General features: G+C 38.4%; 10 protein-coding genes. 5 read left to right on the top strand and 5 right to left on the bottom strand.

Going from position 1 to position 14,069, the window contains the following annotated elements:
- Nucleotides 1-12 precede the first annotated feature (12 nt).
- From ACQKII_RS00605 to ACQKII_RS00585, 5 genes are all read right to left on the bottom strand, one after another.
- Nucleotides 13-933, bottom strand: coding sequence for an ABC transporter permease (locus ACQKII_RS00605; protein ID WP_427455334.1), 921 nt, complete (start codon nt 931-933; stop codon nt 13-15).
- A complete protein-coding gene (locus ACQKII_RS00600) occupies nt 933-1,862 on the bottom strand; it encodes an ABC transporter permease (RefSeq protein WP_427455332.1) in 930 nt (309 codons plus the stop codon). The genes ACQKII_RS00605 and ACQKII_RS00600 overlap by 1 nt, the downstream gene beginning before the upstream one ends.
- A 143-nt stretch (nt 1,863-2,005) precedes the next feature.
- The gene (locus tag ACQKII_RS00595; RefSeq protein WP_427455330.1) at nt 2,006-3,661 is read right to left on the bottom strand and encodes a peptide ABC transporter substrate-binding protein; all 1,656 of its coding nucleotides are present in this window, start codon (nt 3,659-3,661) and stop codon (nt 2,006-2,008) included.
- A 651-nt stretch (nt 3,662-4,312) separates the two neighbouring features.
- Nucleotides 4,313-5,998 (bottom strand): methyl-accepting chemotaxis protein, encoded by a 1,686-nt coding sequence (locus ACQKII_RS00590; protein ID WP_427455328.1) that lies wholly within the window; start codon nt 5,996-5,998, stop codon nt 4,313-4,315.
- A gap of 255 nt (nt 5,999-6,253) precedes the next feature.
- The gene (locus ACQKII_RS00585) at nt 6,254-7,948 is read right to left on the bottom strand and encodes an Rqc2 family fibronectin-binding protein (RefSeq protein WP_427455326.1); all 1,695 of its coding nucleotides are present in this window, start codon (nt 7,946-7,948) and stop codon (nt 6,254-6,256) included.
- 592 nt (nt 7,949-8,540) lie between these two features.
- Here ACQKII_RS00585 and ACQKII_RS00580 point away from each other — a divergent pair.
- From ACQKII_RS00580 to priA, 5 genes are all read left to right on the top strand, one after another.
- Nucleotides 8,541-9,416 carry a YicC/YloC family endoribonuclease gene (locus tag ACQKII_RS00580; protein WP_427455324.1) on the top strand — a complete coding sequence of 292 codons (876 nt, stop codon included), beginning with the start codon at nt 8,541-8,543 and terminating at the stop codon, nt 9,414-9,416.
- A gap of 43 nt (nt 9,417-9,459) precedes the next feature.
- Nucleotides 9,460-10,077 carry a guanylate kinase gene (gene gmk / locus ACQKII_RS00575; protein WP_427455322.1) on the top strand — a complete coding sequence of 206 codons (618 nt, stop codon included), beginning with the start codon at nt 9,460-9,462 and terminating at the stop codon, nt 10,075-10,077.
- Between the two features lie 4 nt (nt 10,078-10,081).
- Complete coding sequence (gene rpoZ / locus ACQKII_RS00570; protein WP_427455320.1) at nt 10,082-10,309, top strand: DNA-directed RNA polymerase subunit omega; 228 nt, start codon at nt 10,082-10,084, stop codon at nt 10,307-10,309.
- Between the two features lie 338 nt (nt 10,310-10,647).
- Nucleotides 10,648-11,658, top strand: a complete 1,011-nt coding sequence (gene coaBC / locus ACQKII_RS00565) for a bifunctional phosphopantothenoylcysteine decarboxylase/phosphopantothenate--cysteine ligase CoaBC (RefSeq protein ID WP_427455318.1) — start codon at nt 10,648-10,650, stop codon at nt 11,656-11,658.
- Nucleotides 11,655-14,069: a primosomal protein N' gene (priA, locus tag ACQKII_RS00560; protein WP_427455316.1), complete on the top strand. Its 2,415-nt coding sequence runs from the start codon at nt 11,655-11,657 to the stop codon at nt 14,067-14,069. Before coaBC ends, priA begins: the two co-directional genes overlap by 4 nt.

Below are 14,069 nucleotides of genomic sequence, written 5' to 3'. Positions count from 1 at the left end.
TTAGCCACCTCCTTATTTACGTAGTTTAGGATCTAGTGCATCACGTAAGCCATCACCGACTGCGTTAAACGCAAAGATTGTCAGTGAGATAAACACTGCTGGGAAAATCAAACGCCATGGAGCATTAGCAATCGCTTTATTTCCTTCTGATGCCATTGTTCCCCAAGATGCGTTCGGAGCAGGAACCCCAAGTCCGAGATAACTAAGGAATGACTCTGTGAAAATAGCAGATGGAATTGTTAATGTCATAGTTACTAAAATCGCACCAAGTGCATTGGGAATTAAATGCTTTAAGATTAAGTGACCTGTGCTTGCACCTAAAGTACGGGCAGCAAGTACATATTCTTGATTTTTAATGGATAATACTTCACCACGGACGATACGAGCCATATTAATCCAGCCTGTAATCGAAAGGGCGATAATCATTGGAACTAAACCTGGTTGTAATACAACAAGTAAAACAATAACAACTAATAGGTAAGGAACAGCAGTTAATACGTCAGCAATACGCATCATAATATTATCAACACGACCGCCAGCTAAACCTGAAATACTTCCCCAAAGAACACCAATAATTAAGTCAATAACTGCAGCGGTAATACCGATGAACAGGGAAATACGTGCACCTGCCCAAATACGAACGAAAATGTCACGACCTAAATCATCTGTTCCAAACCAAAACTCAGCAGAAGGTGGGGCATTATAAACACCAAGTTGATCGCTGTATTTGTATTGAGATAACATTGGTGCAAAAATCGCCATTAAAATAATAATAACCAACGCGATTAAACCAAAAATCGCCATTTTATTATGTGAAAAACGGATATAAACTTCTTTCCAGAAGGAAACGGATTTATCGGCTAATTTTTCTGTTGCCTCATGATTTCCACCGACAATTTTAAACATATCTTTGTCAATTGGTTGTTGCGTCATTATTTTTTTGCTCCCTTCAACTTAATTCGCGGATCGATTACACTGTATAAAATATCTACGATGAGAACCGCAAATAAAAGGATGATTGAGTAGAAAACAGTCGTTCCCATAATAACTGTATAATCACGGTTTGTAATACTTTGAACGAAGTGCTTACCAAGTCCAGGGATTGCGAAAATTTGTTCCACAATGAAACTACCTGTAACGACACCAGCAGTTAATGGACCTAAATAAGTAACGACAGGTAAAAGGGCATTACGTAATGTATGACGGAAGACAACCGTCCATTTACCAAGACCTTTGGCACGTGCCATTTTTACATAATCACTATTGTTTTGTTCAAGCATACTTGAGCGAGTTAACTTAGCAATAAAGCCCATATGAGTGAATGCAATGGCTAAAGCAGGTAATACGCTATATATAAAGCCATTCCATCCACTAGTGGGGAATAAATTAAGTTTGTATGCTAGGAAATACTGCATTAATCCAGCCAAAATAAATGATGGTACAGAAATACCGAGCACCGCAAAGGACGTTGCCAAATAATCCGGGAACTTATTATGATAAAGCGCGGAAACTACGCCTATTAATACACCGAATCCAACTGCCAATAGCATAGCTTCAATCCCTAAAGTTAAAGAAACTGGGAAGCTCTCAGAAATCATATCATTTGTAGAACGCGCTTTATACTTCATAGACTCACCGAAATTGAAAGTGGCCGTATCGATTAAATAATCTTTATATTGAATATACCAAGGGTTATTTAATCCATACGTTTCGTTTAACTTTTCCTCAATTTGAGGCGGGAAATTACGTTCACTTGCAAATGGACTACCAGGAGCAAGGCGCATTAAGAAAAACGTTACCGTTACGATGACGAAAAGCGCGAGAAGTATATACATCAGCCTTTTCAAAATATATTTAATCACATGAAACTCCTCCTTCTATTTGTCAATTTTCAGACAAATATATGCCTTCGTATTTTAAAAAGAGCTGACCCGCTAGTCGAAGTCGACTACGGGGCAGCTCTTCGCTGTAGAGCTTTACAAATAAAATTTAATTTAAATCTGAATTATTTAATGTCAACTGATTTAAGTTGGATATTCCCAATGCGGTCAGGAGCCATGTTTTGTACCTTATCATTCTTCACATAAAGGTTTGTGTAGTAATAAATTGGTGCAATCGGTAATTCAGTCATAGCAATTGCTTCTGCTTGTTTTAAAAGTTCAAGACGTTTAGCAGGATCAATTTCAGCGACAGATTGTTTCAATAAATCTTTGTATTCAGCATTTTCCCAACCAGTATCGTTGTTACCGTTTTCAGCTGTGTCATACATTTCTAAGAATGTGTAAGCATCGTTGTAGTCTGCAATCCAGCCCATACGACCAACTTGGTAGTCTAGAACATTAAGCTTTTCTAAATATACTTGCCATTCTGAGTTATCAAGACCTACAGTAATACCAAGGTTTTTGCTCCAGCCTTCTTGGATGTATTGAGCGATAGAAGCATGTGCCTCAGATGTATTGAATGAAACATTGATTTTAATTTGACTTGGATCTGTAATACCAAGTTCTTTCATACCAGCTTCAAGTGCAGCTTTTGCACCTTCCATATCGTTATCTTTGTAGTAACCACGATCTTGTTCAAAGCCTGAGATAGCAGAAGGAACCATACCTAACGCAGGTTTTTGTTCACCTTTAGTAATGTTGTCAATTAAACCTTGACGATTGATTGCTAAAGTTAACGCCTTACGAATGTTAGCGTTTTCAGTGATTTTGTCTTTTGTATTGAATTTGTACCAGTAAATCGCTGCATAGTCAGCAATTTGTAAAGATTTATCAGCTTTGAAACCATCGATAGCATCAAGAGCTACAGTTTGGTAAGGAGAACCTAAATAATCGATTTCACCTTTTTTAAACATAGTAACAGCAGTTGATTCGTTTTCAACCATACCGATGTTTACTGTTTCTAATGCTACATTTGAAGCATCCCAGTAATCAGCGTTTTTCTTCAGAACTAATGAATCATTGTGTTTCCAAGTGTCTAATGTGAATGGACCATTAGTTACATAGTTTTCACCAGCATCTGTGTACCACTCGTCATTACCTTCAACAACTTTTTGGTTAAGAGGTAGGTAAGTTTTGAAAGCAGTTAATTCTACGAAATAAGCAGTAGGATTTGCTAGAGTTACAACTAAAGTTTTGTCATCTTCAGCTTTAATCGCTACATCATCAGCAGAACCTTCGCCTAGATTGTAAGCTTCAGCGCCTTTGATTGGGTAAAATACAGAAGCATATTCAGATAGGTTATTTGGATTTAAAGCCCATTTCCATGCATATGCGAAGTCGCCAGCTACTACTGGATCTCCGTTTGTCCATTTTGCATCACGTAATTTAAATGTGTAAGTTAAACCATCTGGACTAACTTCCCAGTCTTCAGCAATTGCTGGAGTTGGTTTGCCATCAGCATCTAAACGAGTTAGACCTTCAAATACATTAATTAATACTGCACTAGATGTAGAATCTGTTGCAAGTTGTGGATGTAAAGATGGTGGCTCAGAAGCTACAACTAATTTTAACTCTTTAGAAGAAGCAGTTTCTGATGAACCAGAATCTTTTTTATCGTCTTTTGAATTATCTGACGAATCTCCGCCGAAGCCACATGCAGCAAGTACTAGAGAAAATACTGCAAGGACTGTTAGTAATAAAAACTTTTTGTTCTTATTCATGTGAATCCCCCTTATATAATTTTTAAGCCTTTTGTGAAGCTCCTATTTAATATACCAAAAAAGTCATTGTGTACAAAATAAAAAAGATTCAAATTTATATAGTATTATCTGACATTGACTAGAATAATAATTTTCTTCGATTTACCACTTTAATGAACGAAAGTGATTAAATGATGAAAATTTGATATTTTCTAACATTATATATCAAAAATAAAATAAAAACGAAAAAATGACTTACTATACGGAAAATTCCTATTTTTTTGATAATATTATCGCTATTTAAAAAATGAATCAAAAGTCACGGTTGTAATACCTTGAGGAATTTATAAGATTTGTAGAAGATCTTTGTAAAACTAAGTTTTTTGGTTTTTTTATAACGAAATTTTTTGTAATATCTTATCGGAAAACATGAATAATATTATCTATTAATGATATATAAGAATCTTGTTTTGTATTTATCTAGGATTATATTAATGAATGACTTAAAAAAGAGATTAAGAGGATATGTAAGAAAAAATCTACTGTTTTTAAAGGAAAATACGATATTTAGGGATAGGAAATATTTTTTTGAAATAATTTATTCAGATAGTTAAGGCGCACATCATAGAAAAAACTGCGCATTTCTACAATTGAAATGCGCAGTTTTTCTGGTTACAGCTTAAATTGATTTATGTGACTTTGTAAATCTAAAGACTTTTCACTTAAATCTGTAGCAACAAAGTTCACTTGTTGCATGGTATCGACTTGTTCTTTCATTGCCTCAGCAACAATTTGGGTATGTGCGGCACTAGTAGAAGCTCCATGTGCGATTTCAGCAACTGACGCAGCCACTTGTTCGGCACTTGCAGAAATTTCTTCTGATGTAGCAGAGATATCTTCGATTTGATCTGTCATTGTACCAATCGCCGTGACGATTGACACAAAGGCTTGACCAGCATTACCAATAATCCTCACCCCATCAGTTACAGATTGGAGACCGTCTGTCACTGCATGTTCTACATTTTGCGTATCATGTTGAATATCTTGTGTTAAAGCTACAATCTGATTAGCTGATTGCTTCGATTCTTCAGCTAATTTACGGACTTCATCTGCTACGACAGCAAAACCTTTACCATATTCACCGGCACGTGCAGCTTCGATGGCTGCATTAAGTGCCAGTAAATTTGTCTGATCGGTAATAGCAGTAATCACTTCTGTAATATTGCTTATTTCTTCCGATTGCTTACTCAGTTTTTGTACGAGATTATTAATAATTTGCGTAGAATCATAAATTACGTTCATTTGTTGCTTAGCTTCTTCAACCGCTGTGTTACCAGTATTCGCCACTTCTGATGTTTCAACTGCACTAGCGTGAAGTTGTTGGGTTGCCTCAGCAATACGTTGTACACCTGTTGCAGTTTCATCCATTGCATGTGCACATTCATTGGCTGCTGCCGTAGCAACGCTCGCAGCTTCGGCTGTTTCATTAATGCGTGCATTAACCTCATCGGTTGTAGCAGAAATTTCTTCTGTAGAAGCAGTTAATTCTTCGGCAGAAGCAGATAAATGCGCTGAATTATCCTGGATATTTGTTAATAGGCTACGTAAATTACTTTTCATGGCATTAAAAGCTACTGCGAGTTGACCAATTTCATCTTTTGATTGAAAAGAAATATCTTGCTGATGTAACTCACCGTTTGCGATATTGTTGGCAGCCGCTACAACTATTTTTAAAGGACGAGAAATCGTACGTTGCACATAAAAGACAAGGAATAATCCAAGCGTTACCCCAATTACAAGTGCAATAACAGAAATTATTTGAGAATTTCTTACGGCTTGTTTAGATTCTTCGGTCACTTTACTTAACTGATTCTTTTGGTAGCCCACAATTTTATCGGAGACTTCTAATAGTCCTCTGTTTGCTTCTTGTACATCGCCATTGACTTTCAGTAAAGCTTCCTCTAATTTGCCAGCATCATGTAACGCTATAAACTCATCGGCTGCTTTGTTAAAGGTATCATTGTATGTATTTAGTTCTTTTGCAAATGTGTCCATTTTAGGGGAATCAGATTTTTTCATCATCTCGTCAACATGTTTATCCAGCGAACTTGAGTACTTTTCGAAGTTCTGTTTATTGTTGACTGTATCCTCAATAAACATTGCACGAATGAAAAGGCCTTGCATTGCTAGTTCAAATTGAATATTATCTGCTAGCTCCACTAGGGCAACTCGGTTATCTAGTGCATTTTCTACTTTTTTCTCGATAGTAGAGAACTGTAAAAACATAATAAGTAAAGAAATAAATAAAGTGAATATAATCGAGAAAAAACCAAAGCTTAATTTTTTGCCTACAGTCATAGTGTGTTCGCCCTTTCAGAATTGCTGTTTAGATTTTTTTATACTTAAATTTAGCTTTGAGAAGAGGTGAAGTCAATAATGGTAGGCATAAACAGTGCAGATTATTCACAAGTTTTTTTCCGCTTAATGACAAATAGGGAACAACGACTGAAGAAACAATAAGGGAATATGTTTTTTTATAGTCATGTAGTGCTGATTACATAGGCGTTAGTTAAAAATAAAAATACGATGCATTTTGCATCGTATTTTAACACTTTAAGACTGCTTTTTTAACTGTAAAATGACAGTTTCATCTGGATCTATGAATAGTGTTTTTTGTTCAAAATAAATAACAAAACCAGGTTTTGAACCATTTGGTTTTTTCACTTGCTTTATTTCTGTGTAATCTACTGGGACAGAAGAGGAGTCACGAGCTTTTGAAAAGTAGGCAGCTAGTGTTGCCGCTTCTCGTAAAGTCGTATCATCTGGGTCACTAGCATGTATGACGACATGAGAGCCGGGTATATCTTTTGTATGCAGCCAAATTTCTGTACGTTTAGCAATTTTAAATGTAAGCATATCATTTTGCTTATTATTTTTTCCTACAGATATCTGAACACCTGTAGATGACATATAACGTTCGGGTTCTGGCTTCGATTGTTTTTTCTTTTTCTTAGCGTGACGCAATTTTAAATAACCTTGTTCTGCTAATTCCTCACGTATTTCTTCAATATCTCCAGGAGAAGCTTGTTGAACTTGCTGTGCAAGCATTTCAAAATACGCAATCTCTTCCTTTGTTTTCTGTAATTGTTCCTTGACCATGATCAGTGCATTTTTTGCCTTCGTATATTTTGTATAATAACTTTGGGCATTTTCTATAGGTGTTTTACGTTCACTCACAGGAATGGTAATTTGCTCAGCAGTTTCACTGTAATAGTTTGTGACTGTTACTTCCTTTACGCCTTTTTCAAAGGCATATATATTAGCCATTAGTAGTTCACCATACAATTGGAATTGATCTAGTTTTGAAGCGCGGTCATAATCTTTATTTAATTTCTTCGTTTTTAACGTTAACTTATCAATTTCATTTTGTAGCCAACGTTCTAAATCTCCTGCTTGTTGTTTAACGCGATCACGTTCTGCACGTGCAAAGAAAACACGGTCTAATAGTTCGTGTAGATTAGGGTAAGTAGTCGCCTCGCCCTGCAAATGTGTTAATGCAATAGGGGAGAAATAAGTTTTGTTATGCGCAAGTACATACATTGGCTCATTTCCACCATCATTAAAGGATGACATAAACTCCTTGAAGCACGTTACGATATTTGGTGATTTTGGCATTCGGAATAATAATTCCTCTGCATGCAATGGAGAGAAGCCTACAAATTGTGAAACGACATCCTTTGCTACGATCTGTTCAGAGAAAAATTCGGTTAATTGTTCGTCCGTTACGGTTAAAGGATTCCATTTGTCTTGTGCGGGTGGTGCGATATATGGTTGTCCAGGTAATACCGTTCGAAAACTATTCACTGCAGGAGATAAATGTTTTAAACTATCGATAATTTTCTTCTGTTCTTTATCAATTAATAACAGATTACTATGACGGCCCATAATTTCTGCATGTAGTTCACGGACGATTGGGTCTCCAATTTCATTTTTACTTTCAATTTCTACTATAATAATGCGATCAAAATCATGCTGTTTAATAGAAGAAATAAAACCGCCTTCAAGATGCTTACGTAAAAGCATGCAAAACATAGGAGGTTCCGCAGGATTTTCTATCGTCTGCTCTGTAAGGTGGATACGTGCATAGGATGGATGAATAGAAAACAATAATTTATGATTTCCTCCATTCGCACGGATTTGTAAGACAACCTCTTGAGCGTTCGGTTGATGTATTTTAGTTATGCGTCCCGCCACTAATTGCTGTAGGTCGGCTGTCATCGAATAAGTAAATAAGCCATCAAATGCCATATGAATTCCTCTTTCCAACAATGCAAGGCATCATTGTATTTCTTTTGTTATTGGCGCATGGCACACTACGATAGCTGTTTGCTCCCTTGGGCAAGCTAGTTGGTGACCCGATTGGCTGTCCCTATCGTGTTCGCAAGTAACTGTCGCGTGAAACCTTTCCAGCGCAAAAGGCGAAGTGCCCGGAAAAACAGGGCACTAAAGCTCTTTTCTTATGTTTATCATAGCATTTTTTAGGTGAATATTAAATTATAGCTTCAAATGTGGTAGAATTACCTTTTGCTCTATCTTCATTCAGCAATTTTTTTTGTAGCGAAAGCAAAGCGTCAGCTACAGAAGACTCTCACCTCTAAAGGTGGTGAGATGAATGCGGATGTGGTTCCTTTTCAGTGGGTGTCCAAACACCTGCTGAATGAAGATAGAGCCTCCGGCGGATGTCACGGATTTTGAAAGGAATGAATTGTGCCCGCACAATTCAAAATCTGGACGCAATTACGCCAAGGCGAAATTGATCTAATTTTTTATGGTGAGACGTCATAAATGACAGAGCTTATGTTATAATAATCCCAGTATGCAAAGAAAGGTGTGACGAACCTTGGTGCGTAGTATGACTGGTTTTGGCAGAGGTGTCACAACAACAAGAGACTTTCAATTAACCGTAGAAATGCGCTCGGTCAACCATCGTTTTTTAGAAACTCATGCGAAATTTCCAAAAGAATGGCTTGAAGCAGAAATTTTTGCAAAGAAATTGATTACACAAGCTTTGTCACGCGGCAAAATTGACGTGATGGTGTATGTGAAGGACTTGGAAAACGTCGAGCAATCTATTGAAATTAATTGGTCATTAATTGAAGCGTATCGTAAGGCAAAAGAACAATTAGCAAGTAAAGTACCACTTGAAGAGAAATGGACCATGCAAGAGCTATTATCGCTGGAGCAAGCACTAGTACAGGAAAAACCGCAGCTAACACCAGAGGATTTGCTTAGCGCTGTTGAAGAGGCAATAACTGAAGCCATTAATCAACTGATACAAATGCGCGAACGCGAAGGGCAAGAGTTGCAAGAAGTCGTTTTACAATATAAAGAACAGCTAATGCAACAGGTGAACCAGATACGTTCATACGCCCCACTTGCTGTTGAAAAATATCGTATACGTTTACTGGAACGAATTGCAGAAGTAGCGAATGGAGCATTGTTAGAAGACCGTTTGCTTGCAGAAGTAGCGATATTTGCAGAACGTGTGGACATTAGCGAAGAATTAGACCGATTAGATAGCCACTTTGGTCAGCTGGAAGAAACGTTACTAGAAACGATTTCGGTTGGACGAAAGTTAGACTTTTTAATGCAGGAAATACACCGTGAGATAAATACGATTGGTTCAAAAAACCAATCGACAGAAGCATCTGCGGCGGTTGTTCAGGCAAAAACAATTTTAGAAAAGATGCGTGAGCAAGTTCAAAATATCGAATAGTACGCTTGCATCTGTTATAAATTAAGGGAGACATAGAGAATAAATGATAAAAGAACGTGGATTATTAATTGTTCTGTCTGGCCCATCTGGTGTAGGTAAAGGGACAGTGCGAAAAGAATTATTTTCTCAGCCGAATACGAATTATGAGTATTCCATCTCGATGACAACACGAAATCCTCGCGAAGGTGAAGTAGATGGTGTAGACTATTTTTTCAAGACACATGTTGAATTTGAAACGTTAATTGAACAAGGCGGCTTATTAGAACATGCTGAATTTGTAGGTAACTACTATGGTACACCGTTAACCTATGTAAATGAAACACTTGATGCAGGGCGTGATGTGTTTTTAGAAATCGAAGTGCAGGGTGCTGCGCAAATTCGTGAAAAAGCACCAGATGCCTTATTTATTTTCTTAGCACCACCAAGTTTAACGGAATTAAAAGATCGTTTAGTAGGTCGTGGGACAGAAACAGCAGATGTTATTGCGAAACGAATTGCAACCGCAAGCGAAGAACTTGAAATGATGAGTTTATATGATTATGTTGTTGAAAATGATGAAGTAACAAATGCCTGTGACCGCATTAATGCTATTATTAAAGCAGAACATTGTCGTAGAGAACGTGTCGAAAAAAGATATTTGTCAATGTTGAGAGGAGAATAAACCTATGTTATACCCATCAGTAGATACCTTAAAAAAAGAAATTGATTCAAAGTATTCTTTAGTGAGCTTAGCTTCTAAACGCGCTCGCCAAATGCAAGAGGAAGATGGTACAGAGCGTTTACACAAATACGTGTCGTATAAATATGTCGGAAAAGCACTTGAAGAAGTGGCGGCAGGTGTACTTACGAAAGTATCACAAGACGAGTCAGCTGTGTACGAAGACGAAATCTAACTTTGATTCAGCGGTTTTTCATGAATACTACACAAACGGAAGCTAAGATAGCCGCTCCAAAACAAAGAATAAGTGGGCGTGTAAGTGAGAGACTAAGCCCCATTTATGCCCGATTAATGAACACATAACTTACCTAAGTTCGATGGTGTAACAAATGTGTGATTTGTATCCGGTGGACCTCAACAAATAATCGGTGGAGATGAAGTACTATGAAGTTGCGGTGTTAAGTCGCAACGTCTGCATCGATCTCTGATTAAATTTTTACTTTATACAGAATGCCGAGAGCTCCCGAGGAATCCTCCTTTGGGAGCTTATCGTTTGAAAGGACGACATCGTATATGAATAAAAACATTTTACTTTGTGTTTCAGGAGGGATTGCTGTCTATAAAGCTGTAGCACTTGTTAGTAAGTTATCTCAGGCAGGTGCAAATGTGAAGGTGATCATGACAGCGTCGGCACGACAGTTTGTGAATCCATTGAGCTTTCAAGTCATGTCAAAAAATGATGTTTTTTTCGATACGTTTGATGAAAAGGACTCACATGTGATTGCCCATATCGATTTAGCTGATTGGGCAGATTTAATTTTAGTGGCACCTGCAACAGCAAATGTCATTGGTAAATTAGCGAATGGCATTGCTGATGACATGGTAACTACGACCTTACTGGCAACAACTGCCCCTGTGTGGATTGCACCAGCTATGAATGTACATATGTACGATCATCCGGCTGTTAAACGGAATTTGGCACAACTGGCGACAGATGGCTATCAATTTATTGAACCGTCGGAAGGGTTTTTAGCATGTGGTTATGTCGGTAAAGGACGTTTAGAGGAGCCAGAAAAAATAACAGCGATTGTCAAAGATTTTTTTTCTCCTAAGTCAAAGCCACTTGCAGATAAAACAGTGCTCGTGACTGCTGGTGCTGTCTTTGTTTCAATGGATGCTCAACATGTTATTCGTACAAAAGCGAACGGTAAAATTGGACTGGCAATACTTGAAGAGGCAAGGACACTTGGGGCAACTGCTTTCCTTGTAGGCGAGAATGGGGCAACTGTGTACGATCTTATTGAAGAGGTAGAACAATACAAAAAACAATATCCACATGCTTATTTCATTCATGCGGCCAATATACCTACTATTGAAGGTACGCCTAAAGTGTCTGTTGAAGGGACAAGAGCAGTGACCTTTGGACAAGAGGTTATTGGTGAACCAATGTTGACTGTCGTATCACATGAGTGGATTGATTTTAGTGACGTAGCTGAAGTAAACGGAAACGTATTAGAAGTGACAAATGCAGTGCAATTTGCAAAGGCTTTGTGGACATACGTATTACTGGGTGAGGACAAATGAGTTTTTCTGTTGCAGAGGTCATCGTCGATGTTCCAACTTATCATGTTGATCGACCATTTGACTATGAGGTACCTACAGAATGGGTGAAAGTTATTGAAGTGGGCAGTCGTGTAAAGGTACCGTTTGGACCAAGAAATGTTCTAGGCTTTGTAGTGGGGCTAAAAAATGACACGGATGTTCCAATAAATAAGATAAAGCCAATCTCTCATATTTTAGATATGGAGCCTGTGTTAACGGCAGAAATGCTTTCTTTAGCAAAGTGGCTGAAAAACGAAACAATATGTTATGAGATTGATGCTTTGCAAGTAATGCTACCGTCCGCACTCCGTGCAAAATATGAAAAAGTCGTCAACTTGCAGGACGACAAAGCTATTTTGCCAGAACAAGTACAAGTGATTTTTGGTAAACGTCGACAGGTCAATTTTAAGGAGTTTGAAAAGGTTGGATTACTACCGCTGTTAAAGCAACTGATTGAAGATCATCTTGTGAAAATCGAAAATGTCGTGAAGCAGCAAGGCAATGTGAAAGAAGTTCGTATGGTGAAAATTACGGCTGATATACAAATCCTAGATGTAGCGATGCAGGCAGCTACAAGAGCGGTAAAGCAACGTACCCTTATAGATTGGATGCGCGGGCATCTTGGGGAAGTTTTAAAGCCACAGCAAATTTATGAAGAGACCGGTGTATCCTCCGCGGTATTGCAGTCTGTTGTTGACAAGGGTGCTGCTCGCTTTATCCAAGAAGAAGTTTACCGTGACCCTTTTACGAAAGGTGTAACACGGACGCAGTCCTTAACACTTACTGAGGAACAAGCGATTGCGTTACAGGCCCTTACAAAGTCAATGGAAGCACCAACAGCAACGACCTTTTTATTACAAGGGGTAACTGGTAGTGGCAAAACAGAGGTCTATTTACAAGCGATTCAAAAAGTATTAGCAGAAGGCAAAGAAGCAATTATGCTAGTGCCTGAAATTTCTTTAACCCCACAAATGACGGAGCGTTTCCGAAGTCGCTTTGGTGAACTAGTTGCTGTAATGCATAGTGGTTTATCTGTTGGGGAGAAATATGATGAGTGGCGTAAAATTCAGCAAGGTAAAGTGAGTGTAGTCGTTGGCGCTCGTTCAGCCATTTTTGCACCCTTTACTAATTTGGGACTCATTATTTTAGATGAGGAACATGAATCGACTTACAAGCAAGAAGATTCCCCACGTTATCATGCGAGGGACGTAGCGATTTGGCGTAGTGAATATTACAAGTGCCCGGTTATTTTAGGTAGCGCAACACCCGCACTTGAATCTTTTGCTCGGGCTAAAAAAGGTGTTTATACACTATTAACATTGAAGCAACGGGCTATGAACCAAGCGTTACCGACTGTTTTTGTAGCAGATATGCGAGAGGAACTTCAAAAAGGAAATCGCTCAATGTTTTCTGAACAGCTTGTAGAAGGTATACGTATGAGACTTGCGCGAAAAGAGCAGATGGTGCTGTTTCTAAATCGTCGAGGGTACTCGTCATTTGTGCTTTGTCGTGATTGTGGTACGGTTGTACAGTGTCCGAACTGTGATATTTCACTGACCTATCATCGAACAACGGAAAAGCTGAAATGTCATTATTGTGGCTATGAAGAACACGTGCCCCAAATATGTCCACAATGTCAGAGTGAGCATATTCGTTATTTTGGCACGGGGACGCAAAAAGTAGAGGAAGAAATATATAAGCTTTTTCCAGAGGCGAGAGTTTTACGGATGGATGTCGATACGACAAAGCATAAAGGTGCACATGAAGAGATTTTGCAAGCATTTGGGGAGGGACAGGCAGATATCTTGCTTGGCACGCAAATGATTGCCAAAGGGCTTGATTTTCCTAATATTACGCTTGTTGGTGTACTAAGTGCAGATACATCGCTGCATATACCAGATTATCGTGCAGCTGAACGCACATTCCAGCTATTAACACAAGTAAGTGGAAGAGCTGGACGTCATGAAAAGCCCGGAGAAGTCATTATTCAGACGTATACACCTGAGCACTATGCGATTGAACTAGCGAAAACACAAGATTACGCGCCTTTTTATGAACGAGAAATGTTCTTGCGACGTCGTTCTGGCTACCCACCGTATTATTTTGTGGCACTTGTACAAGTATCACACGAGGATGTTTTAATGGCGGCTGAGTATGCAGGACGAGCAGGTGATTGGCTTCGTGGCAATTTGTCGAATCAGGTAGCGATTATTGGCCCGACGACCGCAAGTATAAGCCGTCTCCAAAATAGATATCGCTATCAATGTTTGATAAAATATAAAATTGAACCAAATCTAATTTCGGTACTGCAACGCTTGCTTGCGATGTATCGTGCGGAATGGATTAAACAAGGTATCTTAATGACGGTAGATTTAGACCCGTCTACTATATAG

The organism is Lysinibacillus sp. NPDC048646, from assembly GCF_050272295.1.
Classification (GTDB): domain Bacteria; phylum Bacillota; class Bacilli; order Bacillales_A; family Planococcaceae; genus Lysinibacillus.
The sequence above is the reverse complement of the archived record's forward strand: the minus strand, read 5'-3'. Positions and strand labels throughout refer to the sequence as shown.

Coding starts and splice junctions, on each gene's coding strand:
- coaBC (WP_427455318.1), top strand. CDS start 10,648: ATGAATAAAAACATTTTACTTTGTGTTTCAGGAGGGATTGCTGTCTAT.
- ACQKII_RS00590 (WP_427455328.1), bottom strand. CDS start 5,998: ATGACTGTAGGCAAAAAATTAAGCTTTGGTTTTTTCTCGATTATATTC.
- rpoZ (WP_427455320.1), top strand. CDS start 10,082: ATGTTATACCCATCAGTAGATACCTTAAAAAAAGAAATTGATTCAAAG.
- ACQKII_RS00585 (WP_427455326.1), bottom strand. CDS start 7,948: ATGGCATTTGATGGCTTATTTACTTATTCGATGACAGCCGACCTACAG.
- gmk (WP_427455322.1), top strand. CDS start 9,460: ATGATAAAAGAACGTGGATTATTAATTGTTCTGTCTGGCCCATCTGGT.
- priA (WP_427455316.1), top strand. CDS start 11,655: ATGAGTTTTTCTGTTGCAGAGGTCATCGTCGATGTTCCAACTTATCAT.
- ACQKII_RS00605 (WP_427455334.1), bottom strand. CDS start 933: ATGACGCAACAACCAATTGACAAAGATATGTTTAAAATTGTCGGTGGA.
- ACQKII_RS00595 (WP_427455330.1), bottom strand. CDS start 3,661: ATGAATAAGAACAAAAAGTTTTTATTACTAACAGTCCTTGCAGTATTT.